The organism is Pandoraea sputorum (genome assembly GCF_000814845.2).
GTDB lineage: Bacteria > Pseudomonadota > Gammaproteobacteria > Burkholderiales > Burkholderiaceae > Pandoraea > Pandoraea sputorum.
In genome coordinates this window covers 3556841-3581209 of sequence record NZ_CP010431.2, presented here as the reverse complement: position 1 = coordinate 3581209, position 24369 = coordinate 3556841, and the positions used below count along the sequence as shown (strand labels likewise).

General features: G+C 61.5%; 23 protein-coding genes. 9 read left to right on the top strand and 14 right to left on the bottom strand.

Features of this window, described 5'->3' with window-relative positions; all coding sequences use genetic code 11:
* Positions 1 to 25 precede the first annotated feature (25 nt).
* The 5 genes from NA29_RS15780 to NA29_RS15760 all read right to left on the bottom strand — a co-directional run bounded on the left by NA29_RS15780 (position 26) and on the right by NA29_RS15760 (position 8313).
* On the bottom strand, positions 26 to 4012 hold the full coding sequence (locus NA29_RS15780) for a DUF748 domain-containing protein (RefSeq protein WP_052252981.1): 3987 nt from the start codon (positions 4010 to 4012) through the stop codon (positions 26 to 28).
* Between the two features lie 117 nt (positions 4013 to 4129).
* Positions 4130 to 4852, bottom strand: coding sequence for an HAD-IA family hydrolase (locus tag NA29_RS15775; RefSeq protein ID WP_052252980.1), 723 nt, complete (start codon positions 4850 to 4852; stop codon positions 4130 to 4132).
* 1 nt (position 4853) lies between these two features.
* On the bottom strand, positions 4854 to 5552 hold the full coding sequence (gene ubiG, locus NA29_RS15770; protein ID WP_072633305.1) for a bifunctional 2-polyprenyl-6-hydroxyphenol methylase/3-demethylubiquinol 3-O-methyltransferase UbiG: 699 nt from the start codon (positions 5550 to 5552) through the stop codon (positions 4854 to 4856).
* 244 nt (positions 5553 to 5796) lie between these two features.
* Entirely contained in the window at positions 5797 to 6930 is a 1134-nt protein-coding gene (ald, locus tag NA29_RS15765) for an alanine dehydrogenase (protein WP_039399456.1), read from the bottom strand.
* Positions 6931 to 7026: 96 nt separating this feature from the next.
* Positions 7027 to 8313, bottom strand: a complete 1287-nt coding sequence (locus tag NA29_RS15760; protein WP_039399454.1) for a D-amino acid dehydrogenase — start codon at positions 8311 to 8313, stop codon at positions 7027 to 7029.
* Between the two features lie 104 nt (positions 8314 to 8417).
* On the opposite strand from NA29_RS15760, the gene NA29_RS15755 reads away from it, so the two are divergent.
* Complete coding sequence (locus NA29_RS15755; protein WP_039399452.1) at positions 8418 to 8906, top strand: Lrp/AsnC ligand binding domain-containing protein; 489 nt, start codon at positions 8418 to 8420, stop codon at positions 8904 to 8906.
* A 9-nt stretch (positions 8907 to 8915) separates the two neighbouring features.
* On the opposite strand, the gene NA29_RS15750 is transcribed toward NA29_RS15755, so the two are convergent.
* From NA29_RS15750 to NA29_RS15730, 5 genes are all read right to left on the bottom strand, one after another.
* Complete coding sequence (locus NA29_RS15750) at positions 8916 to 10094, bottom strand: PA0069 family radical SAM protein (protein ID WP_167370901.1); 1179 nt, start codon at positions 10092 to 10094, stop codon at positions 8916 to 8918.
* 218 nt (positions 10095 to 10312) lie between these two features.
* On the bottom strand, positions 10313 to 11248 hold the full coding sequence (locus NA29_RS15745; protein WP_039399450.1) for a Rossmann-like and DUF2520 domain-containing protein: 936 nt from the start codon (positions 11246 to 11248) through the stop codon (positions 10313 to 10315).
* A gap of 9 nt (positions 11249 to 11257) precedes the next feature.
* Positions 11258 to 11707, bottom strand: a complete 450-nt coding sequence (locus NA29_RS15740) for a TM2 domain-containing protein (protein WP_039399448.1) — start codon at positions 11705 to 11707, stop codon at positions 11258 to 11260.
* Between the two features lie 9 nt (positions 11708 to 11716).
* Positions 11717 to 12529 carry an META and DUF4377 domain-containing protein gene (locus NA29_RS15735; protein ID WP_052252979.1) on the bottom strand — a complete coding sequence of 271 codons (813 nt, stop codon included), beginning with the start codon at positions 12527 to 12529 and terminating at the stop codon, positions 11717 to 11719.
* Positions 12530 to 12712: 183 nt separating this feature from the next.
* Entirely contained in the window at positions 12713 to 13888 is a 1176-nt protein-coding gene (locus NA29_RS15730; RefSeq protein WP_039399446.1) for a PQQ-dependent sugar dehydrogenase, read from the bottom strand.
* A gap of 201 nt (positions 13889 to 14089) precedes the next feature.
* Between NA29_RS15730 and rpsP the strand changes: the two genes are divergently transcribed.
* The 6 genes from rpsP to NA29_RS15700 all read left to right on the top strand — a co-directional run bounded on the left by rpsP (position 14090) and on the right by NA29_RS15700 (position 18447).
* Positions 14090 to 14341, top strand: coding sequence for a 30S ribosomal protein S16 (gene rpsP, locus NA29_RS15725; RefSeq protein WP_017234865.1), 252 nt, complete (start codon positions 14090 to 14092; stop codon positions 14339 to 14341).
* Between the two features lie 127 nt (positions 14342 to 14468).
* Positions 14469 to 15110 (top strand): ribosome maturation factor RimM, encoded by a 642-nt coding sequence (gene rimM / locus NA29_RS15720; protein WP_039399444.1) that lies wholly within the window; start codon positions 14469 to 14471, stop codon positions 15108 to 15110.
* Positions 15111 to 15170: 60 nt separating this feature from the next.
* Positions 15171 to 15941, top strand: coding sequence for a tRNA (guanosine(37)-N1)-methyltransferase TrmD (gene trmD, locus NA29_RS15715; protein ID WP_039399442.1), 771 nt, complete (start codon positions 15171 to 15173; stop codon positions 15939 to 15941).
* A gap of 103 nt (positions 15942 to 16044) precedes the next feature.
* The gene (gene rplS, locus NA29_RS15710; RefSeq protein WP_039399440.1) at positions 16045 to 16434 is read left to right on the top strand and encodes a 50S ribosomal protein L19; all 390 of its coding nucleotides are present in this window, start codon (positions 16045 to 16047) and stop codon (positions 16432 to 16434) included.
* A 231-nt stretch (positions 16435 to 16665) separates the two neighbouring features.
* A complete protein-coding gene (locus tag NA29_RS15705; RefSeq protein WP_039399437.1) occupies positions 16666 to 17349 on the top strand; it encodes a CoA pyrophosphatase in 684 nt (227 codons plus the stop codon).
* A 159-nt stretch (positions 17350 to 17508) separates the two neighbouring features.
* The gene (locus NA29_RS15700; RefSeq protein ID WP_039403714.1) at positions 17509 to 18447 is read left to right on the top strand and encodes a CobD/CbiB family protein; all 939 of its coding nucleotides are present in this window, start codon (positions 17509 to 17511) and stop codon (positions 18445 to 18447) included.
* A 111-nt stretch (positions 18448 to 18558) separates the two neighbouring features.
* On the opposite strand, the gene rsgA is transcribed toward NA29_RS15700, so the two are convergent.
* Together rsgA and NA29_RS15690 are read right to left on the bottom strand one after the other, a co-directional pair.
* On the bottom strand, positions 18559 to 19500 hold the full coding sequence (gene rsgA / locus NA29_RS15695) for a ribosome small subunit-dependent GTPase A (protein ID WP_039399435.1): 942 nt from the start codon (positions 19498 to 19500) through the stop codon (positions 18559 to 18561).
* Positions 19497 to 20744 carry a M48 family metallopeptidase gene (locus tag NA29_RS15690; protein ID WP_039399433.1) on the bottom strand — a complete coding sequence of 416 codons (1248 nt, stop codon included), beginning with the start codon at positions 20742 to 20744 and terminating at the stop codon, positions 19497 to 19499. Before NA29_RS15690 ends, rsgA begins: the two co-directional genes overlap by 4 nt.
* Positions 20745 to 20846: 102 nt before the next feature.
* Between NA29_RS15690 and orn the strand changes: the two genes are divergently transcribed.
* Positions 20847 to 21464 (top strand): oligoribonuclease, encoded by a 618-nt coding sequence (gene orn / locus NA29_RS15685; RefSeq protein ID WP_039399431.1) that lies wholly within the window; start codon positions 20847 to 20849, stop codon positions 21462 to 21464.
* 104 nt (positions 21465 to 21568) lie between these two features.
* Here orn and mog read toward each other — a convergent pair whose 3' ends face one another.
* Positions 21569 to 22189 carry a molybdopterin adenylyltransferase gene (gene mog, locus NA29_RS15680; RefSeq protein WP_039399430.1) on the bottom strand — a complete coding sequence of 207 codons (621 nt, stop codon included), beginning with the start codon at positions 22187 to 22189 and terminating at the stop codon, positions 21569 to 21571.
* Positions 22189 to 22794, bottom strand: coding sequence for a ribosome biogenesis factor YjgA (gene yjgA, locus NA29_RS15675; RefSeq protein WP_039399428.1), 606 nt, complete (start codon positions 22792 to 22794; stop codon positions 22189 to 22191). Before yjgA ends, mog begins: the two co-directional genes overlap by 1 nt.
* Before the next feature lie 115 nt (positions 22795 to 22909).
* Here yjgA and pmbA point away from each other — a divergent pair, with 115 nt between their 5' ends.
* On the top strand, positions 22910 to 24268 hold the full coding sequence (pmbA, locus tag NA29_RS15670) for a metalloprotease PmbA (protein ID WP_095178459.1): 1359 nt from the start codon (positions 22910 to 22912) through the stop codon (positions 24266 to 24268).
* Positions 24269 to 24369: the final 101 nt, after the last annotated feature.

Sequence of the window (24369 nt, the reverse complement as noted above, 5' to 3'; positions counted from 1 at the left end):
AATGATCGATTATGACACAAATGCCTCACTTCAGTGCGAAGTCCACTCGGGTTGTCGCGCCCTTGTCCTTGATGCCGTCTGCGTTCAGCTTCGGCGCCACCACGAATAGCCGGTCGGACGCGATCTTGCCATCCAGCCAGGACCGCACCCGCTGAGCACGGCGCTCGGCCAGCGCCCGCAGATCGTCGTCGCCCACCTTGACGTTCGTCTCCATGAGCTTCTCCATCTCGTCATCCGGCAGCGACTTGGTGAGACCGATCATGTTGCGCGGCTTCGCGAAGTCGGCCGCTTTGTAGGCAGCAGTGAGGTATTTGCTACGTTCCTCCGGCGTCACCGTCATGCCGTCGACGTCGACGCTCTCGCCTTTGCCGACCATCGCCTTGACCTTCTGCGCCTTGATGGCGCGCTCGACCGCCACGCTACGCAGGCCATCGGTGTCTTTGGCCGGGTCTACGCGGCCTACGATGTCCAGCTTCAGCGCCTCGCGATCGTTCAGTGCCTTGACCAGCGTTTCGAGACGCTTTTCGTCGGCAGGCGACAGACGCGCACTCCCCGGGGCGAATTCAACGTACCCCAGTTCCTGCTCGCCACCGCCGAATGCGGACGCCAATAAGCTGAACGGTGCTGTGGCCGCCTTGACGATCAGATTCACGAACGCCCGGAAAATCACGCCGCCGAGACTGAACTGCGGATCGTCCAGCGAGCCGGAAATCGGAATGTCGACATCGATTTCACCGCGCGAATTCTTCAGCAACGACACAGCCAGACGCACCGGCAGGTTGGTCGCCGTCGGGCTGTCCACATGGTCGCCGAACGTCAACTGGTCGATGAAGATGTGGTTGTTCGCGGTGAGCTTCGCCTGATCGAGCAGATAGTGCACGTCGACCGTGAGCTTGCCCTTTTCGATGGGATAGCCCGCGTATTTCGTGGAGTACGGCGTGAGGTTGGTCAGTTCGATGCCGTCCGCCTTCGCACCGAGATCCACGAACGCCATCGGCGCCAGCGGGTTGATCTTGCCGTTGATATTGATCGGCGCGTTGCGGTTCACCTTGCCCTGCAACGCCACTTCGGCAGGCTCGGTGGTGGCGGTGCCAAAAGCGCCGATCCGTCCGCCGATATCCGTCAGATTGGCCGTGTAGTTCGGCTTGACGAAGTTGTCCGTGAAGTTGATGTTGCCGCCTTGCAGGGTGATACGCCCGATGTGGACGTCCGCAGGTAGCGCCTTGCCCGTTCCGTAGCCGGGGCCCCGTTCGGCCGTTGTCTTGCCGGGCGATTGCTCCTTCTTCTCGACCTCCGTCGGCTGCCCGGCTTCTACCGCCGAAGCCGCCGCATCCAGCGGGGGCTTCGCTGCGGACGCCGCATCCAGCGGTATGCCTTCGTTGGCGCGCGTGAGCGAGCGGGGTGCCTGGTTATTGCCCACCACATCGGCCAGATTCAGGCGGCCGTTCGCATTGATGATCAGACGCGCGTAAAAGCGCGACAGCGCAATGCTGCCCAGTTGGACGTTCGGCTTACCTGAGCCCACTGCCAGATTGATCTGCTGCACCGCCAACGCATTCCAACGCACGAAGTCGTCCGTCGTCACCTTGTCGAGCAGGCGTACGTTGCCGAGCGTGGCGTCACCGCGATATGTCGCTTGCGGGGTGTCGCCCTTCATCGCGAAGGTGGCGCGTCCGTTGCTGGAGAGCAGGGCGCTCGCAATGCTCGCGTTCAGTTCGTCGCTCATGTACGAATCGAACGCAGCCAGATCGAGTTGCTGGGTTTTGACCTGAAGATCGCCGGACAAAGGCTGCGGCGTGACGCTGCCTGTCGCGTTGAGCGAGCCCTTTTTGTTTAGCGTGCCGTTCACTTCGAGCTGTAGCGGCTTGGTCATGTCTTGCGACGCGCCCTGGACCTTAATGTTGAGGGGCGCGAACTTCGCATTGATAGGACGGCCTTTGACCGCGCGATCTTCAAACCCGATGCTCGCGTTCTCGACCGAGACCTTGCCGACCTTCCACTGCCATCCGCCCGCGGCTTGCGTGCTCGATGCAGGGGCTTTGGCAGAAGTACGTCGACCGCGTTCGGTGCCGACGCGAGTGTTGACCCCACGGCCGCTGCTTGCGGACGCCTTCGGCTGGCCGTCGCCGGTCAGCGCCAGCAGGTTGATCTTGCCGTCCTTGTCGCGGCGTGCCGCTACGTCCAGACCGCTGATCGTCACCTCGTCCACGACCGCCTGACGGGCACCGAGATCGAAGTGCGAGAGCTTCGCCTGGGCCTTGGCCAGTTTCACCGGGGCATCGCCCTTCTGACCGGTCAGCCACTCGATCTTTTCCAGTGTTGCCGTGGCGGGTGCGACCTGCACGTTGGGCTGCTTGTCGGGGGCAAACGCCGCATTGAACGTTGCTTGCGCACCGACCGTGCCGCTTTTCAGGTCGCCTGCGAGCGCGCCTTGTGCAAACGGCAGCAGCGGCGCGAGCGCGATCGACTGTGCTTCCAGTTCCCCGCTGGCGTTATACGCAGGCAGGCTGAACTGACCGCGGGCCTTGAGCGACCCACCGCTTTGAATGCCTAGCGAAGCATCGAAAGTTGCGGGGTCCTTACCCAACGTAGAAAACTGTTTGACACCGAGCTGCATGTTCTCCAGCGCAATGCTCGCGGGCTTTGCGCCGCGTTCATCGGTGAAACGCACCTTGCTGTTCACCAGCGAAACCTCGCCGACGAGCAGGTCGAGCGGCAACGGTTGCGCCGCGGCCGCAGCCTTCGCCTGCGCGGCTTCAGCAGCCGATGCGGGCGTAGCAGGGCGTGCCGTTTGTTCGGCAGCGACCTTCGGCGCGGACTTGGCCGCTTCGCTCGCCTTGGGCGATGCCGCCGCTTCGTCGACCGCTTTGCCGACAGCCTTCAGCACTGGCCGTTGCGGCAGCAGGGCTTTTACGACGTTGATCGACCCGTCCTTTTCCATCGTGACATGCTGATCGAGTCCATCGATCCGTACGCTGTCGACGTGATAGATGTTGCTCAGCGGCTCGACCTTGCCCAGCTTGACGTCGATCTGTTTAACCGCAACGAGCGGTGAGCCGTTAGCTTCGTTGATCACGGCGTCAGCCAACCCCGCAGTTCCCGTCAGGACTACGTGGTTCCCGTCCTTGTCTCGCGTAAAGCGCAGTTTCAGATCGGTGCTGATCGCACCGCTCTTGATTTGCGCGGGAACGGTCATGGGCGCGTAACCGAGGTACTTCGGCACGTCGAGCCGGTCGAGCTTGATGTCGACGGTCGACTCCAGCGAGTCGGCAAACGGTTTGGTCTGTCCGGAGATATGCAGCGGCGAGCCGTCGATGGATGCCTGCAGCAGCGGTTGTACGAAGATATCGGTGTCGGCAGGCAGGTTGGCAATGAATGGCACGCCGACCTGCAGATTGTCGACAACGTGCTTCTCGTTCTGATAGGCATCGTCGATGCGAATCGTGCCGTTCTTGATCTGCACATTGTTCAGTGCAAAGCGCGCAGGCTTCGATGGTTCGGGCGAAGGCGGGCCGGACGTCGCGCGATCGATGATGTCCGAGAAATTGAACCGCTGCGGCGCGGTGCGCACGATGTTCACGACGGGCGTGTCGACGTACAACTCGCCGATCACCGGGGCAAAGCGAAATAGCGAACTCCACGAGGCGTTCACCCGCAATTCGCCGATATCGACGAACGGTTGGCCGGGTGTCTTGTCGCCGATATGCACCTGATGCAGATCGAGACGCAGCGTGTATGGGTTGAAACTGACGTCGCCCACGCTCACCGGTCGTTCGAGATAGGCGGAGAGTTTGTCGACCGCGTAATGCTTGAGCACGGCCGGTACCGTGAAGTAGCCGACCACGCCAAACACGGCAATGATCCCCGCGGCCCACAGCCCGGTCTTGCGTGCGCGGCGGCGCACTTCCGGGTCGCGCCCAAGGGCTTGTGCGCGGGCGACGCCTTGCTGCAGGCGGTTGCCGTCCGCGGAGGAGGTTTTTGAGGATTCGCGATCGTTCGCTTGTTCGGCCATGCGGTCTCCCGGAAGTAGCCTATGAAGCATACGCAGCGCCACTGGGGCGCGGCGGGACATTCCCAGAACGCGCCGCGAGTGTCGCGACAGCGTCCTGGCAGGCGATGGTTCGGTGGCTTAGGCCAGCGACATCACCAGCGGGGCGATCGCGCCCGCGCGTTCGACGACCGCATCCGCCCGCCACTGAGCAGGCGCGAGCGAGTCGCCGCAATAACCGTAGGCCGCAGCAATCGTCGCCATTCCGGCGGCCTTGCCGGCCTGCACATCGCGAAGGTCGTCGCCAACGTACACGATGTGGGCAGGCGCAATGCCAATACACTCGGCTGCGTAGAGCAGGGGCGCAGGGTGCGGCTTGCTATGCGGCGTCGTGTCGCCCGAGACAACGCAGGCTGCGCCGTCCGCGAGCCCGATCAGCTTGACGAGCGGATTGGTCAGGCGCGCAGCCTTGTTCGTCACAATGCCCCACGGCATGCCACGTTCGCGCAAGGCAGCAAGCAAGCCTGGAATGCCTTCGAACAAGCGGCTTTGCACGCACAAGGCCGCTTCGTAGTTGGCAAGGAATGCGTCTCTCAGCGCCGGGAAAGCGGCATCGTCGGGGGTTACGCCGAATGCACTGCCGATCAATCCGCGCGCACCGTGCGACGCTTGCATTCGAAGCGTCTCGTAAGGGCCTGGCGGCAGACCACGATCGGTACGCACCTTGTTGACCGCAGCGACGAGATCGGGGGCCGTGTCGGCGAGGGTGCCATCCAGATCGAACAGGACAGCGCGGATCTCGCCGTGCAACAGTGTTGACGTGGTGTCGAGAGAGGAGGGGGCGCGCACGGGGGGCTCGAACATATCAGGCGTCGCGAGTACAAGCGACCATGTAGTTGACGTCGGTATCGCGATTGATCGCGTAACGTTTGCTGATCGGATTGTAGGTCAGGCCACGCATATCGCGGATTGTCAGGCCGCTCGCACGGGTGAACGATGCCAGCTCCGACGGGCGGATGAACTTGGCGTAATCGTGCGTGCCGCGCGGCAGCATCCGCAGTACGTACTCTGCACCGACCACGGCGAGCAGCCATGCCTTCGGATTGCGGTTGAGCGTGGAAAAGAACACATGACCACCCGGTTTCACGAGCGTTGCGCATGCAGCGACGATCGAAGCCGGCGACGGCACGTGTTCGAGCATTTCCATGCAGGTCACCACGTCATACGTACCCGCGTCACGCGCAGCGAGCGCTTCGGCGGCGATTTCTTCGTACTCAATGGAAAGGCCCGCTTCAAGGCTATGCAAATCGGCAACCCCGAGCGCCTTTTTCGACAGATCGATGCCTTTGACGCGCGCACCCTGACGCGCCATCGATTCCGACAGAATGCCGCCACCGCAGCCGATGTCGAGCACGCGCTTGCCTTGCAGTTGGACATGCTGTTCTATCCAGTCGAGGCGCAACGGGTTGATCTCGTGCAGCGGCTTGAATTCGCTGTGCGGATCCCACCAGCGGTGGGCCAATTCACTGAATTTATTGAGTTCTTGCGGGTCGGCGTTCATCACTTGCTCATAGACGTTGACGGCTCGGGCAGGCGAAATACCGAGTGGCTGAGCGTGCCCTCCATGCCGGTTGGTCGGCGGGCGCCGTCGAGATGGAGGCAGTATAACGAAGTGAGTGCGCCCATGTCCAAAGCGCAAGGCGTGGCGGGGCTGGACGGTCAGCGGCGTGGCGGTGGATTTGAGCCGGGCCGGGGTGACGCCCGATGACGAGCATCGCGTGTCACCCCGATGGCTCTCATCATCTGGCTCAGGCTGCGGCCGGCAGGTTCGCCAGTACGGCGTGCGGATCGTGGTAGACGAGTCCGAGCGCGTCGGCTACCCCGCGGTTGGTCACCATGCCGCGCGCTACGTTCAGTCCGGCCAGCAAATGCGGATCGGCGCGCATGGCGGCGATTGCCCCGTGATCGGCCAGTTGCAGAATGAACGGAAGTGTCACGTTGTTCAGTGCAAAGGTCGACGTGCGCGGCACGCCCCCCGGCATGTTGGCGACGCAGTAGTGCACCACGCCTTCGACTACGTAGACCGGGTCGGCGTGCGTGGTCGCATGCGACGTTTCGCAGCAACCGCCCTGATCGATGGCGACGTCCACGATGACGGCACCCTTGCGCATCAGGCCCAACATCGCCCGTGTAATGAGCTTGGGTGCGGCGGCGCCCGGGATCAGGACACCACCGATGACCAGATCGGCATCGCGCAAATGCGTTTCGATCGCGTGCTGCGTCGAATAGACCGTTTGCACGCGCCCTCCGAACTGGGCGCTCAGGCGTCGCAACGCGTCGACCGATTTGTCGATGACCGTGACCTGTGCCCCGATGCCGACGGCAACGGTCGCGGCGTTCGTCCCGACGACACCGCCGCCGAGAATGACGACCTTGCCCGCTTCGACGCCGGGCACACCTGAGAGCAGCAAGCCAAGCCCGCCGTGCGTCTTTTCGAGCGCGGTTGCGCCAGCCTGGATGGACATGCGTCCCGCGACTTCGGACATGGGCGCGAGCAGCGGAAGGCCCCCATTTGCGGACGTCACAGTTTCGTACGCGATGCACGTGGCGCCGCTTTTGATCAGATCGTTGGTTTGCTCGGGATCGGGGGCAAGGTGGAGATACGTGAAGAGCGTGTGATGAGGCCGCAATCTGGCGCGCTCGACAGCCTGCGGCTCTTTGACCTTGACGATGAGTTCGGCGCGATCGAAGACGTCGACGGCGTTGGCGGCGATACGGGCGCCCGCAGCGGCATAGGCCGTGTCGTCCATCCCGATGCCTTCACCGGCTTGGGTCTCGATCCAGACCTCGTGCCCGCGTGCTACCACTTCGCGTACAGCTGCGGGCGTCATGCCTACGCGATACTCGTGGTTCTTGATCTCCTTGGGTACACCGATCTTCATGATGCGTCTCCTTTGTTGTGATGTGACTACGAACAGCGAATTCGACAACACGTGATGCCCAAACAAAAACGGCACCCGAAGGTGCCGTCTGGAAGGTCAAGCGAAGGCCGGTTCGGCCTGCGCATGGGACGCGCCACTGTAACGCGCCACCGATAGATCGTCGGCCAGAATGGCCGGGCGGCGTCCAGACATCAGGTCGGCCAGCAACTGACCCGAACCACAGGACATCGTCCAACCGAGCGTGCCGTGTCCGGTATTCAGGAACAGGTTACGCAACGCCGTCGCGCCGACGATCGGCGTGCCGTCCGGTGTCATCGGACGCAGGCCCGTCCAGAATGACGCTTCCGCCGTGTTGCCTGCACCCGGATACAGATCGTTCACGACCATCTCCAGCGTGGCGCGACGCGCCGGGTTGAGGCGCTTGTTGTAACCCACGACTTCTGCCATGCCGCCGACGCGGATACGGTCGTCGAAGCGCGTCACGGCGATCTTGTAGGTTTCGTCCAGGATGGTGGAAACCGGGGCGCGAGATGCGTCGACGATGGGTACGGTAATCGAGTAGCCCTTGAGCGGATACACCGGAATATCGACGATTCCGCGAAGGAACGGCGTGGAGTACGAACCAAGCGCAACGACATAGGCGTCCGCACGTTGCAGCGACCCGGCGCAAACCACGCCCTCGATCTTGTCGCCGACCACGTTCAGGCCGTCGATCGGCATGTCATAGCGGAATTTCACGCCCAGCGCTTCAGCCATGGCCGCCAGACGCGTCGTAAACATCTGGCAGTCGCCGGTCTCGTCGTTAGGCAGGCGCAGACCGCCCGTCAGCTTGTGCGAAACGGCTGCCAATGCCGGTTCTGCGCTCGCGAGCGCCTTGCTGTCCAGGAGTTCGAACGGCACGCCCGCCTCTTCGAGCACGGCGATATCGCGTGCCGCGTTCTCGAGTTGATCTTCGGTGCGGAACAATTGCAGCGTGCCCGCCTGACGGCCTTCGTAGGCGATGCCGGTTTCTGCGCGCAGCTCGCGGAAGCAGTCGCGGCTGTATTCGGCGATCCGCACCATGCGTTCCTTATTGACGGAATAGCGCTCGGGCGTGCAATTGCGCAGCATCTGATAGAGCCACTTCAGTTGCGTCAGGGTGCCGTCCGGACGAATGGCGAGCGGGGCGTGTTTCTGGAACAGCCACTTGACGGCCTTCGCCGGAATCCCCGGCGCGGCCCACGGGGACGCGTATCCGGGCGAAATCTGACCAGCGTTGCCGAAGCTGGTTTCGAGCGCCGGTCCTGCCTGACGGTCGAGCACCGTGACGTCATGCCCGGCCTTTGCCAGGTAGTAGGCGCTGGTTACGCCGATGACGCCGCTGCCGAGAACGATGACCTTCATTGCGTTGACTCCTGTAAAACCATAGTTATGCAGTAATAATTCGCATGCTATTCTCGGAATCGTAGGTTTAGTTAATGTATATGGCCTGAATTCAGGAAAAAATCATGAGAGTTCAGCAGCAATCCGTCCGGACACTGGATCGGCTCGATCGACGCATCCTGACGTTGCTCCAACAGGACGGTCGGATGTCGATGAAGGACCTATCGGAGCAGGTCGGTCTGTCCATCACGCCGTGCATCGAGCGCGTGAAACGCATGGAGCGGGACGGCGTGATCATGGGCTACTTCGCCCGCGTCAATCCGGCTGCGCTGGGCGCGGCACTGCTGGTGTTCGTCGAAATCACGCTCGACCACAAGTCGGGCAACATGTTCGACCAGTTCCGCAGGGAGGTGCTGCGTATTCCGGAGGTCATGGAATGCCACCTGATTTCGGGGGATTTCGACTATCTGATCAAGGCACGCATCCGCGAGATGTCTGAATACCGGAAATTGCTGGGCGACATTCTTCTTCAACTGCCCGGCGCCGTGCAGTCGAAAAGCTACGTCGTCATGGAGGAAATCAAGGAAACGCTCACTGTTCATGTCGACGAGTGAGCGCGTTGCCTAAAAAAGATGCATCTGCGGATCTGCCGCAGTCGCCGGTCCGCTGTTCGCGGTTTGCCGGTCGGGACGCGCGTGGTGACCGCTATTGGGCCCGTTCCTATCACTGGCCTGTGGCGGCAATTCCGGGACGCAGAACTGATCGTTTCTCAATGGGGGCCTGGCCTGATTGAGTCCCAACTTGCGGGCGGCCAGGTGAAAGCGCTGCCGAATCAATTCGGCGTGTAACCCGGTGCCTTTCATCCGTGTACCGAACTCTGAGCTGTTGTGCTTTCCGTCACGCACCTGCTCGATCAGACTCATGACGTGGCGAGCCCGCAACGGGTAATTGGCCTCCAGCCATTCAACGAAGACGTCATGCACTTCTCTGGGGAGTCGCAACATCACGTACGCGGCGTACGTTGCGCCAGCCTCGGCTGCGGTCGTCAACACTCGCTCGATATCGAAATCGGTCAGCGCAGGCACGATCGGCGCGACGATGACGCCTGTCGGAATGCCCGCGTCCGTGAGCTTGCGTATGGCGTCGATGCGTCGCGACGGCGTATTCGCTCGCGGTTCCATCTTGCGGGCGATATCCGCATCGAGCGTTCCCACCGAAATGAAGACCCGGGCCAGACCGCGCGCGGCCATGCGCGAAAGAATGTCGATATCGCGCGTGACGAGCGCCGACTTGGTGGTGATGCCGACGGGGTGCCCAAAACGCTCCAGCACTTCCAGGACACTGCGTGTGATCCCGTATTCCCGCTCGATTGGCTGATAAGGATCCGTGTTTGCGCCCAGCGCAAGTAGTGCAGGTTGGTAACCGCGCTTGCGCAATTCGGCGTCGAGACGCTCTGCCGCATTGTGTTTCGCGTACAAACGTGTCTCGAAGTCCAGACCTGGAGAGAGTCCCAGGTAGGCGTGCGTGGGGCGCGCGAAGCAATAGGTGCAGCCGTGCTCACATCCACGGTAGGGATTGATCGAGCGGTCGAAGGGAATGTCCGCCGAGGTGTTGCGCGAGATGATCGTTCGCGCATTTTCCAGTGCGACCTGTGTCACGAATTTGACTTCGCATTCTTGGGCAGCGTCCGATTCATGACGGGTCTCATCGATCTCGCGACGAAACGCTGAAAAGCGCGATTCGAGATTGGCTGTGGCGCCTCGGCCCTTGCGCGACGGGGGCGGCGCGAATGAGGATGCCATGACTCATCTCCTGAATAGCTGTCCCTGTCACGGCCATCGGACGGCCGCAGGGAATGCTTGTCATTATACTGTGTTTTTATACAGTATCAGGGTGGAGGAGAGATATGAAGAATGAGGGGAGCGGGGTGAGCGCCATCCCGCTGGCACTCGTCGGCGCGGCGGCGCTGGCGATCCGGGGCGCGGCGATAGGGTGGGCCTTTTACGAGGCGTGGCTGAATCTATCCGTGACTTCCGGGCGTGACCGGAGGGATGAAGGGCGCGATCGCTCGCGCAATGTCGTCGAGGGAGGCATTGTCCGGGTTCGAACGCTGACGGGCCAGATGAATGGCGCGCAGGGTCAGCAGCGAGTAAAGCGTCGCGTGATTGCCCCCCATGGCTGCGAGCGCTTCGACGTGGCGGGCAACGATATTGGCGTCGCCGCGCGACACCGGTCCGGCAAGCGCACCGGGGAGCCCGCGTTCGCGCGCTGCGTTGAGCGTGCCCATGACCAGCGGCCACATTGCATCTTGCGCAGCGCCCTCGGGCATGCCGATGGACTTCCAGAGGTGAGTCGCCTCGTCGAGCAGGCAGAGCAGAAAGCTGGCTGCGTAGTTGGCCCCCGCGTGGTATCGCATGCGTTCGCCCGCCGGAATCGACAAGGGGTGGCAGCCAATATCGCTCGTGAGACGCTGAAGGATGTCGTTCAGCGGCGCTTCTGCCTCGATGGTGATGGCGCACCCTTGCATGCGGGTCGCGTCGTCGTCGAGTCCTGCGAAAAGAAAAAGTGGATGGAAGCCGCCAATTTGCCCGCCGTGACGTGTCGCGGGCGTGAGCAACCCAACCTCGGATGCGCCGCTGCAATGGACCAGCGCCTGGCCTGTTCGCGGCGTGAGGTACGTAGCACAAGTCGCTATTGCGTCGTCAGGCACCGTCAGGAAGACCAGATCGGCTCGCGAAAAGACGTCGCTCATGTCCTCCGAACGTTCAATGGCGATGGCCTCGCAATTGGGCAAGGCCGTCGCAATGCGCCTCGAACTTTCGACACTCCGGCTAGCAACGATCGTCACTTCGTATCCGGCGCGGGTCGCGGCCTGCGCGAGCGCACGAGCCACACGCCCGGCGCCGATGAAGCCCAGCGTCGGACGATGGGAAGGGGCGGTGGGAGTGGGCGTCACGATCGGTTTTTACTGCGACAGGCGATTCGGTGTGTCGTGGATTTCAAAGTAGGTCTGAAATGCGACGGCCAAACCGACCATCATCAGCATGGCGCCCACAAACAGCGACACGCTGACGATGATGACCGCGATCCAGCCCGACTTCGACTTATTCGAGACGTGGGTGTTGAACTGCGCGTTCCAGCGCTCGTCGGGACGCAAGCCGTAGACAATCGCCGTGAGAAACGCCGAAAACAGCGAAATGGCACCCAGAATCGTGAGTATCCAACCGGCGAGGGAATGCAGTTCGCTCGTGACCAGAAGTCCCCAGCCCGCCACCCCGCACGCCGAGCCCACAATGTGGGCCCAGCCGAAGCGGTCGCGCATGCCATACAGATAGAAGCGATGCAGGCCAAGCGTGCCGAACAGCATCGCGAGACCGGCGGTCAGGGTCTTGGATTTATAAGCGACTGCGTTCATTTGAAATGGTTATCGAGCAGGCGTTTCCCGAATGACTTCGACGAGCGTCCAGCGCATGCTCGACGCGTCAGCGGGCGGATTGGCGACAGGTTCGCCGTGAATTTTCACGCGGTATTCTACGCCGGGCTTCCACTCGAAGCCATCGATGTGGGCATACCAGAGTTCCCATTGCGATTTTCCGGAGTCGTCGGCGGCGCGCACACGCAAGCACTTGCGCGGTGCCACGCCTACACAGTCCGCCATCTGGGAATCGACGTCGAGAATTCGATCTTCCGTCGTCGCTGCCCCGCTCGCGCCTGCCACCGTGCGGTTAAGCAACGTTTGGGACGCATAGGTGAGTGTCGGGCCGTTCGGTGCGCTCAGAATCAATTGCGTGTCACGGCGTTCGAAGCGGGTCATGCTGGCGAGCGTCTTGAGGTAGCGATCTTCGAAAGCCATCGAATCCGGGCAGGCCATGCGTGTGGCGGCAGGGGGTTGGATGCTGAGTTGTCCTTTGCCGGGGCCGATCGTGTATTGCCCAAAGATGCGATTGCAGCCACCAGTGCCCGAGTAAGCCCCCTTGTCATTGAACGTCAGATTGATGGCGCGGCCTTCCGGCAGGTTTGGCGCGTCGCTCGTGCCTTCCCATTTCATCAACTGCCAGGTGCCGAGAATGTCGGCAGGGGCGGTCGCAGCTGCGGTGTTATCCGACGTGCCCGATGCGGGATTGGCACCTCCGCCAGACGGCGCTGCACAACCGGCCAGCATGGCGGCAGGCACGAGGAGCGTCACCAGATACGAAGTCAACGAGGAGGGCAGGAACGAGAGTAGGCGTTGAGTCATGATGTTGTCTGGAAGTAGTTGCGGAGAGGGCAGGGACGGCGAAAACGTCGCGCTGAACGTGGGGCGATGTGTTCCAGCGGTGCCGTGAGTACCATTCATCGTTGACCGGGCGAGCCTGGGGGCAGTTCCCTGCGCAGGCCCGATGACGTTTCCCATTGGCGTGAAATGTTTCATCGCGGGGCCTCATGGCTTTCGGTACGTGATTCGATATATTGCTCCGGCGTGGTCGTCGCTGATCAGGAGTGATCCGTCCGGCAGGGTCAGCAGGTCGACGGGGCGACCCCACACGGCGTCGCCGTCACCTAACCACCCCTGTGCAAAAACTTCCTGCTTGCTGACATTGCCTTTCGCATCCAGAACCACACGAACGACCCGGTATCCCACTTTGCTGCTGCGGTTCCACGAACCGTGCTCAGCAATAAAGATACTGCCGCGATAATCGTCCGGGAATTGCTTGCCTGTATAGAAGCGCATGCCAAGGGCGGCCACGTGGGCACCCAGTTTGGCCATAGGCGGCGAATAATTGCGGCACGCCTTTTCGCCGCCGAAGTCGGGGTCGGGGACATCGCCGGCGTGACAGTACGGGAACCCAAAATGCTCCCCCATCCGCGTCAGACGGTTGAGCTCGTCGTCGGGAACATCGTCGCCGAGCAGATCGCGCCCGTTATCGGTGAACCATAGCGTTTTGGTGCCGGGTTGCCAGTCGAATCCCACGGTGTTGCGTACGCCTCGGGCAACGACTCGCCAGTCCGTACCGTCGGGTTTAATGCTGCCAATCATCGCGTACCGATTTTCGTCGCGCTTGCAAACATTGCAGGGGGCGCCGACACCCACATACAAACGCTGGTCCGGGCCAAAGGCGATATATCGCCAGCCGTGGTGGCTTTCGGTGGGAAGTTTGTCGTAGACGACGGTGGGCTTGCCTGGGTTGTCGAGATGGTTTTCGATGTCGTCGAGTCTGACGATGCGCGACACGGCCGAGATATACAAAGCGCCATTGCGCATCGCGACTCCGACGGGCATGTTCAGGCCTGACGCTACCGTGCGGACCTTGGCGGCATAGGCGCGCGATGGATCGAGCGTGATGGCGTAGACGTTGCCTTGCGCCCGGCTGCCGACAAACAGCGTGCCTTTCGGACCTAATGCCATGCCTCGGGCCCCGGGGACCTGATCGGAAAGGACTTCGACGTAGAAGCCCTGAGGTAACGAGAGACGCTCGATGGGAAGGGCGTCACGCGCCGTCGCCAATTGCGGGGCGCACGTCAGCGCGGCGCCGATGAGGATGACCACCCGCGCGGCAATCCGCGTGGGCCATGGCAGGAGGAAGGAGAATGAGTATCCATCGGGAAATCGCCGCATGCAGGACTCGCTTCACACAAAGGATGCGTGCATTGTAGACCAGCGGTTATCGGGGCGCGGCACCGGCGTACAAGCCCTCTAATATAGGCGTGCCTATACGGGGTGTACTTTGCCTTTGGCGAAGTGTTTGTTTTGACGAGGGTTTTGCGCTATAATCACGCGTTTTCTGTCCGAACACTTCTGGATTCACAAGGATTTAATATGGTCGTTATCCGCCTGGCTCGCGGCGGCGCGAAGAAGCGCCCGTTCTACAACATCGTTGCAACCGACTCGCGTAACCGTCGCGATGGCCGCTTCATCGAGCGTATTGGCTTCTACAACCCGGTCGCTGCCGAAGGCACGGAAGGTCTGCGCATTGCTCAAGACCGTCTGACGTACTGGCAAGGCGTTGGCGCACAACTGTCGCCGACCGTGGCTCGTCTGATCAAGCAAGGCGCCAAGGCTGCTGCCTAAGCTTTCAGATAGTCGAGTGGTACGCATTGCTATCGGTTTGCCGATGGCATGAGAATTGAACGGCGGTGCATGCTCCAGAGCAATCTGGGGCAAGCATCGCCGTGTGTTCGTCACAAGGTTGGATTGCATGGTTCGTTCCGCACGTGAGCGTGTGCCGCTGAAAATCGGTGCAGAAGCGCGTCGCGCCTCCGGCATGCGCGCCGAGCAGGTGCTCGCCCCGGTAACCGAGGTGCCCGACGATCTCGTCGAGCTCGGTTATATCGGCGATGCCTACGGGATTCGCGGCTGGATAAAGGTGCAGCCGCACACGGGTGACGGCGAAGGCCTGTTATCCGCAGATTGCTGGTATTTCCGTCGTCCAGGCGAATCGGCCTACACCAAGGCTAACGTGCTCCACAGTCGGGGGCATTCGGGAACCGTTGTCGCACAATTGCGCGGCAGTGAGAACCGGACGTCTGCCGAGGCGCTCAAGGGCCTTCAGGTCTGGGTGCCGCGCAGTGCATTCCCATCGGCTGGCGAGGACGAGTTTTACTGGGTCGACCTGATCGGCGCCCAGGTGACGAATTTGCAGGATGAATCGCTCGGCAAGGTTGTCGGTTTGCTGGACAACGGCGTACACACCGTTTTGCGGGTGGTGTACGACATACCGGCTACCGATGGCAATCCGGCGAAGACCGCTGAGCGGTTGATCCCGTTTGTTGGCCAGTACGTCCAGACCGTCGACACCGAGGCGGGACGCATTGTGGCTGACTGGGGTCTCGATTACTGAGATACCGATTGACCGCCTGGCCGTTATTGCGTCCGGGCACCTCTGGACGGAAACGGTCTGATGCAGTTTGACGTCGTCACGCTCTTTCCCGAGATGTTTCGGGCACTGACCGACTGGGGCGTCACCAGCCGGGCGCTTAAGCAGTCGCGCTACGGTCTGCGGTTTTGGAATCCGCGTGACTTCACGCATAACAATTACCGCACGATCGACGATCGTCCCTATGGTGGTGGTCCGGGCATGGTGATGCTGGCCAAGCCGCTGGATGATGCGATTGCCGCCGCAAAGGCCGCTCAGGCGCAAGCCGGTGTCCCGCGTGGTCGCGTGTTGCTGATGTCGCCGCAAGGTAAGCCGTTGACGCATCGCCGGGTGGTCGAGCTGCGCGAGCAGGAGCAAGGCTTGATTCTGCTTTGCGGCCGTTATGAGGCAATCGATCAGCGCTTGATCGATCGTGTGGTCGACGAAGAAGTCAGCGTCGGCGATTTTGTGCTGTCAGGTGGGGAGTTGCCCGCCATGGCGCTGATGGATTCGCTGATCCGGCTGCTGCCGGGCGCGCTGAACGACGAACAGTCGGCGGAGCAAGACAGCTTCGTGAATGGCTTGCTGGATTGCCCTCACTACACGCGGCCTGAAGAATATGAAGGCGTGCGTGTGCCCGATGTGCTGTTGGGTGGGCATCATGCAGAGATTGAAAAGTGGCGACGCCGTGAGGCGTTGGCCAATACATGGCACAAGCGTCCCGATCTGATCGAGAGTGCGCGTGCCAACGGATTGCTCAGCCGTGCCGACGAGGCTTGGCTGACAAGCCTGCGGGCCGATACCTCGGCCAAGTAGGCAGCGGATGTCGTCATGGGGACGGCATTCGGTTTGAACCCATCCTCTGTCGGGGCCGGCCCGCCGGTATATAACGCCGACACGATGGCACAAGGAGTAGTAAATGAATCTGATCGCTAAGATCGAGCAAGAAGAAATCGCGCGTTTGACCGCGAACAAGACGATCCCCGAATTCGCCCCGGGCGACACCGTGATCGTTAACGTGAACGTGGTTGAAGGTACCCGCAAGCGTGTTCAGGCTTACGAAGGTGTCGTGATCGCCAAGCGTAACCGTGGTCTGAACTCGGGCTTCATCGTTCGTAAGATTTCGTCGGGTGAAGGCGTTGAGCGTACGTTCCAGACGTACTCGCCGCTGATCGCCAGCATCGAAGTCAAGCGTCGTGGTGACGTTCGTCGCGCTAAGCTGTACTACCTGCGTGAGCGTTCGGGCAAGTCGGCACGTATCAAGGAAAAGCTCACGTTCAAGAGCAAGACCGTCGCTGCTGCCGAGTAAGTCGGACGCCGCTTCGCCTGGCGACCTCGTGGCCGGGCGCAGCAAAGCCGCATGGAAAAAGCACCCCTCGGGGTGCTTTTTTCGTTTCAGTGCGGCGCGTTGCTTGCGATGCGGCGCTGCGTCATAACTACGGTATCCCGCGAATTGCCGGGGGAATGGCATTTTCTTTGCGCGCACGCGCTTTACGCATCCTCGCTAAAATAGCAAAATTCTTCATCTCCAAAGGTCTACGTGGCGCCACCTCTCATCCTGCATCCTGAAGCCTTACCCATCGTCTCGACGGGGGAAGGGGAGCCGGTGCCGGCAGAGCGGTTGACCCCCTCGGCGTTGCGTGACCGTCTTGCCAGTCCGCCAATCTGGACACCTGAGTCGGGTGTCGGCGATCTGGTGTCCCCCTCGATGTTTACGCCACGAGCCGCCGCGGTGTTGGTGCCGTTAGTGATGCGACCGAACGGCACCACCGTGCTGCTCACGAAGCGCACGCAGCATTTGAGTACGCACGCCGGACAAGTCAGTTTCCCGGGCGGGAGCCGTGAGCCCGACGATCCGACACCGATTGCGACCGCGTTGCGCGAATCGCGCGAGGAAATCGGACTGGACGCCGGTGCCGTCGAGGTCATCGGCAGCTTGCCGGATTATGTGACGGGGACGGGGTTTCGCGTCGCGCCGGTCGTTGGCCTGGTCAAGCCGCCGTTCGATCTGGTCGCGGATACGGGCGAGGTCGACGAAATCTTCGAGGTGCCGCTCGATTTCCTGATGAATCCCGCACATCATCAGATTCGCGTCTTCAACTATCAGGTCGGTGAGCGTCGTTTTTATGCGATGCCCTATCCGAAGGCCGCAGGTGGCGAATATTTCATCTGGGGTGCGACGGCGGGCATGCTCAGAAATTTCTATCAACTTCTGCGGGCCTAACCGCGGACCTAGCTGCGGACGCAATGCGAAAGTTGATCAGATTCTGCAAATTGCCTGCTTGAATTGACAGACAGGTGCGTCGCGAAGGCACGCGGGGCGGGCATTTGCGAGAAGCTGTGCTATCGTTACACCATTCCGTCCGGTGATCTGATCGCACGCATGACATTCTTCTCGGTACTCCTCGCGCTGATCTTTGAGCAGGTGCGTGCCCTCTCCACGCAAAACCCGATCTACAACCTGATCCGCTCCCACGCGACCCATACGTCGCAATCGTTTGACGCCGGGCAGCCGCGCCATGGTGTCCTCGCGTGGCTGGTCGTAGTGGTGCCATTCGTCCTGGTTGTCGGCGTCGTCTATTACCTGCTCATGCGGGTCAATATTTTTCTTGGCTTTGCCTGGAACGTGCTCATCGTCTACCTGACGATGGGGTTTCGGCAGTTCAGCCACTATTTCACGGATATCCACGTTGCGCTGAATAACGACAACGTCAACGAAGCGCGCGAAATTCTGCGTCAATGGATTGGCATCGACACCGTCGATATGCCGGTGGACGAGATCGTGCGTCACACGCTGCTGCATGCTGTGATTGCCTCGCATCGGCACGTGTTCGGTGTGTTTTTCTGGTTCCTGATGCCTGTGGGTCCCGCCGGGGCCGTGTTGTATCGTCTCGCTGAGTATCTCTCCCGCCGATGGACGGAAGCGGCACCCGATCGCAGCCCGGCCTTCGGTGCGTTTGCGCGCAAGGCTTTCTACGTGATCGACTGGGTGCCGGCGCGTCTGACGGCGATTGGCTTCGCGATTGTCGGTAACTTCGAAGATGCCATCTACGCGTGGCGTCACTATGCCAAGCAGTGGCCGAACGAGAACGAAGGCATTTTGCTGGCGGCAGGTAGCGGTGCGCTCGGCGCACGTCTGACTGGCCCGCTTGCCGAGGTCTCCAGCGTCGACGCGCTCAACCAAGGGGACGACGCCGTTCTGCCGGTCGGCAGCGAATGCACGCCGCGGACCTTGCAAGCAGCCGTCGGACTCGTCTGGCGCGCAGTGCTGCTGTGGATGCTGTTGTTGCTTCTGCTGACGCTTGCTGTATGGCTGGGCTGATCGGGCCGATTGCGCTGACGTTGAGGCGCGAATCGCAATAGAGCAAAAGAAAACCCCGCTTCGGCGGGGTTTCTTGTTGCTGGCAGATACGACGCGCGAGCGCACGCCGTCTCAATAGGGAATCTGCTGCTCCGACTCGTGAACGAGTTGCGCGTAGAGGGCGTGACGCTGACGAGAAATGCGCCCGTCCTCCACGGCCTCGAGAATCGCGCAGCCCGGTTCCTTTAAGTGATGGCAGTTGTAGAACCGGCATCCGGTGAGCAGTGGACGAAACTCGGGAAACGCACGTTCAAGTGCCCCTTCCTTCAGGTGATGCAGCCCAAACTCCTGAAAACCCGGTGAGTCGATGAGTAATCCGCCTTCGGGCAGATGGAAGATTCGCGTGAACGTCGTCGTGTGCTTGCCCGAGTTCAACACCGTGGAGATTTCGCGCGTTGCCGCGTCGGCATTCGGGACGACGAGATTCACAAGACTCGACTTCCCCATGCCGGACTGACCGAGCAACAGCGACGACTGATGGGCCAGTCGCGGTAACAGAAGTGCCGTGGCGGCGTCGGGGTCGGCGCGAACGGAGAGTTCCAGCACTTCGTAGCCCAGCGCGCGATACGGCGCAAGACGTTCCCGCGCCGCAGGCAGTGCCGCTGTGACGTCAGTCTTGTTCAGCACGATAAGCGGACGCAATTCGTTCGCCTCGGCAGCCACGAGCGCGCGCCCGAGCAGGTCTTCGCTGAAATAGGGCTCCGTCGCCAGCATGATCACCAACTGGTCGATGTTGGCGGCAAACAGCTTGCTCTTGAACTGGTCCGAACGGTAGAGCAGGTTGCGACGCGGCAGAATCTCCTCGATGACACCCTGGTCGCCTGTGCGCGCCCATGCCACCTCATCGCCGACGGCGATCTCGCTCTTCTTGCCGCGCGGGAAACACAGCACCGTTTCTCCGTCGGCGGCTTCTACGACGTAGTGGCGGCCATGCGCTGCGGCAACACGGCCGTGGCGTCGTTCCTGCGCGGTCGTTTCGACGGGCGCAGCCTTACCTTTCACGCCGCGCTTCATGCATGCCCCAGCAAACGGTCGATGCGTTGCGACGCGGGAGGATGCGAGTAGTAAAACGCTGTGTAGACGGGGTCCGGCGTGAGCGTCGACGCGTTGTCCTGATACAGCTTCACGAGGGCATTCACCAGATCGCCTGCTTGCGTTTGGCTCGCAGCGAAGGCGTCCGCCTCGAACTCATGCTTGCGCGACGTCAGACTGTTCAGCGGGCTGGCAAAGAACCCGAATACGGGCAGCACAAGGAAGAAGAGCACAAGCGCGAGCGCATTGTTGCTGCCGGTCATCGACGGCATGACGCCCAGTTCGGTGTAGAACCATGTGCGTCCAATAAGCCAGCCAAGTAGCGCGAGGAAGGCAAGCGATAGTGCGAAGGCGACGACCAGGCGCTTGGTGATGTGACGACGCTTGAAGTGCCCCAGTTCGTGCGCCAGTACGGCTTCGATCTCGGCCGGGGAGAGACGCTCGATCAGTGTGTCGAAGAAGACGATGCGTTTCGCGCGACCAAAGCCGCTGAAATAGGCGTTGCCGTGCGCCGAACGCTTCGACCCGTCCATCACAAAAAGACCACGAGCCGCAAAGCCGCAACGCTGCATCAGCCCTTCGATACGTTGTGCCAGTGAGGCATCGGACAAGGGTTCGAATTTGTTGAAAATCGGCGCGATCACATGCGGGAAGATGAACTGAACGAACAAATTGAACGCGACCCACACGACCCACGTGTACACCCACCACAGGGGGCCTGCGCGGTCCATCAACCACAGTACGACGAACAGCAGCGGCAATCCCAGCGCCACACCCACTGCGGTGCCCTTGACCATATCCGCAACGAACAGCCCGAGCGACATGCGGTTAAAGCCGAAACGTTGCTCGATGACGAATTGACGAATGTAGGTGAAGGGCAGGTCGACGACGCCCGAGATGAGGAGCACAGCAGCGATCAGGGCAATTTGCCCGACGTAGCCATCGCCAAGCCATTCGGAGATGCCGATGTGCAGCAGATTCAGGCCGCCGAGCAACGTAAATGCGACCAGTAGAACCGCCTGCGCGAAAATCTCCGCCATGCCGAGGCGGGTGCGGGCGACGGTGTAATCGGCCGCCCGCTGATGATCGGTCAGCGTGATCGTGTCGGCGAAGCGCTCGGGGACGGCGGCGCGATGGGCGACCACGTAGCGGACCTGTCGGGCCGCGAGCCAGAGCTTGGTCATGACCATCGCCAGCAGGAAGATCACGAAGAGATAAGTGAACATGCGCTTAAGAAGAATCTGAAGTATGCGAGAATTATAAGTTCTTTCGACCGTCGGGGCGCCGAGCCGGTCGCCATACGATGCGTTTTCCAGAGTCTTCCGATTATGTCCTCCATTCCATCCCAAAATCCTACGCCTGCCGACGCCGAGAAGACGCTCGCGCGCGCCGAATTCAATTTGGTCTGGCTCGACATGGAAATGACGGGTTTGCAGCCTGACAGCGACCGCATTATCGAAGTGGCGGTTGTCGTCACCGATTCTGCGCTGACGCGTCGTATCGAGGGCCCGGTTTTCGCGATCCACCAGTCGGACGCCGTGCTCGACGGCATGGACGACTGGAACAAATCGACCCATGGCCGCTCGGGACTGATCGACCGCGTGAAGGCATCGCCTGTGGATGAGGCGTCCGCCGAGGCGCAACTGATCGAGTTCCTGAACCAGTATGTGCCGCCGAACAAGTCGCCGATGTGCGGCAATTCGATTTGCCAGGATCGTCGTTTCATGGCGCGCTACATGCCCAAGCTTGAAGCGTTTTTCCACTACCGGAATCTGGACGTCAGCACGCTCAAGGAACTGTGCCGTCGCTGGGAACCCACGGTGTACAAAGGCTTCACCAAGCGTGCCGCCCATACGGCGCTGGCAGATATTCACGAGTCGATCGACGAGCTCGTGTATTACCGTGAGCACTTCCTGAAGACGGCGGTGCCCGGCGCTTCGACCTGATTGACGCGGTATCCAAACACAAACGCCAGCGAATTCGCTGGCGTTTTGTTTTGACTCGCAGAAAGAAGGGGCACCCCGGCGGATCAAGCCGCCTAATTAGCCAATTAGACGGATTTCGGTGCTCGAATCGCGTTCTTGGGACGGAAAGCTTTGCAAACGGTCTCGTTCGTCTCGATATAGGGGCCGCCGATCAGATCGACGCAGTACGGCACGGCAGCAAAAATGCCGGGGACGATCGACTTGCCGTCGGCATCACGCAGACCTTCGAGCGTTTCCTTGATCGACTTTGGCTGGCCGGGGAGATTGACGATGAGTGCGGCGTGATCCGCCGTCTCACGAATCACGGCGACCTGACGCGACAGAATCGCCGTCGGCACGAAGCGCAGGCTGATCTGACGCATCTGCTCGCCAAATCCGGGCATTTCCTTGGTGCCCGCGCGCAGCGTCGCTTCCGGCGTGACGTCACGGCGTGCCGGACCCGTGCCGCCAGTCGTGAGGACCAGATCGCACTGCATCGTGTCGACAAGTTCGATCAACGTCGCGGTGATGCCGTCGGCATCGTCGGGGATCAGACGTGTTTCCGTCACCCAGGGCGAGGTGAGCGCGCTGCCGAGCCAGGCCTCAAGGGCAGGGATGCCCTGATCCTCATAGGTGCCCTGGCTCGCCCGATCGCTGATCGAGACGAGACCTACGCGAAGTTCGTCCGGATGTGAGCGGGCGACCATCAATAATCCTCACGGGTTGGGAATTCCGGCAGATCGTTATCGGCATCGTCCGAAGTTTCGGACGCTGCGGATCCCGTGCCGAGCAGATCCTTGAGCACCTGGAAGAGTTCGCGGAAGGCCTTGGGCGGCTTTTGCGCAGCCTGTTCGCGGCGCGCATTGCGAATGAGCGTGCGAAGCTGCTGGCCATCGGCATCCGGATGCTGGGTGAGCAGTTCAGTCAGTGCCTCGTCCTTGGCCAGCAGGCGTTCGCGCCAGCGTTCCAGGGCGTGCAGCTTGGCCGTTTCCGCCTTCGATACGCCCTTGATCACGTCCAGCGCGCGTTGAATGGCCTCGATTTCCTGCTCGTCCAGCGTGCGCATTTGCTTGCCCACGTACTGCATTTGACGGCGTCGGCCTTCGTGGGCGGTGATCGTGCGACAGTCCCGGACAGCGCGTTCGAGGTTTTCGGGCATCGGCACGCGGGCGAGCGCGTCCTTGGCCAGGTTGACCAGTTCTTCACCCAGATCCTGCAGGGCATGCGACTCGCGCTTGCGCTGGGATTTGCTCGGGCCTTCGTCGGAAAGCTCGCTGTGGGCGATACGGTTAAAGCGATGAATGTGCGTCATAGCCGCTATTGTAACGCGACGCGCGGCGTCCAAATAGTTGCCCGGCCTCCGCACGACGGCGCGCAACTCGCGCTAAGATGGCGGTTCCTATTTAGCCACTGACCGAATCGCGCCGATGTCCCAAGCGACCCAGCACTTCACGCATACCCAGGATCAACTCAAGGAAATCGTCAGCGACGTGTTGCAGTACGCCCGTTCGCTTGGCGCAACGGACGCTGCGGCGGAGATCTCCGAGGGCGACGGTCTGTCGGTCTCGGTGCGGCGCGGTAAGGTCGAGACCATCGAGCGCAATCGCGACAAGCTGGTCGGCGTGACGGTTTTCATCGGTCAGCGCCGTGGTAACGCAAGCACGTCCGATTTCTCCCGCAAGGCGCTGCACGACACGGTCGATGCAGCCTACAACATCGCCCGTTTCACGGCGGAAGACGACTGCGCAGGGCTTGCGGAGTCCGAGCTGCTCGAAATGCACCCGCAGGACCTGTCGCTCTTCCATCCGTGGGATATCACCGCCGACGAAGCGGTCGAGCTGGCCCGTCGCGCCGAGAAAGCGGCGCTTGACGTCAGCCCGAAGATCAAGAATTCCGAAGGTGCGGGGGTCTCCGCCCAGCATTCCCAATTCCTGCTCGGTACGACGCGCGGCTTCCTCTCCGGATATCCGTATTCGCGCCATTACCTCTCCGTTTCGCCTATTGCGGGTTCGGGCAGCCATATGCAGCGCGACGACTGGTATTCGTCGAAGCGCGCGGCTGGCGACCTGGCGTCGCCCGAGGCCGTGGGCCGATACGCTGCGGAACGCGCACTGGCGCGCCTGCACGCCCGCAAGCTGTCGACGCGCAAGTGCGCAGTGCTGTTCGAAGCGCCGCTGGCGGCCGGGCTGCTCGGCGCATTCGTGCAGGGCGTCAGCGGTGGCGCGCTGTACCGCAAGGCGACGTTCCTCGTCGACACGTTGGGTAAGCCGGTATTTGCCGATCACGTCGGTATCCATGAAGATCCGCACGTGCCGCGTGCCATGGGCAGCGCGCCATACGACGAAGAGGGTGTGAAAACGCGTGCTCGCGACGTGGTCAGCGACGGCGTGGTGCAAGGCTACTTCCTGTCGACCTATTCGGCTCGCAAGCTCGGCATGCAGACCACGGGTAACGCGGGCGGATCGCACAACCTGCGCATGTACAGCAAGCTCACGGCGCCGACGGACGACTTCCGCGCCATGCTGCGCAAGCTCGGCACCGGCCTGCTGGTGACCGAACTGATGGGGCAGGGTGTGAACTATGTGACGGGCGACTATTCGCGCGGCGCGTCCGGTTTCTGGGTCGAGAACGGCGAGATTCAGTACGCGGTCGAGGAAATCACGCTCGCAGGCAACCTGACCGACATGTTCCGGCAGATCGTGGCCATCGGCGCGGACACGCTGGTGCGCGGCACGAAGGAGGTCGGGTCAATCCTGATTGAACAAATGACCATCGCCGGTCATTGATGCTGCCAAAATCCGTTATGGCGCCACAAACGCGTTGCATTTGTGCGCCATTGCGGGGCAAATGCTCGATTATCGTGTCCGTCACAAGCAGTTTGCGATAT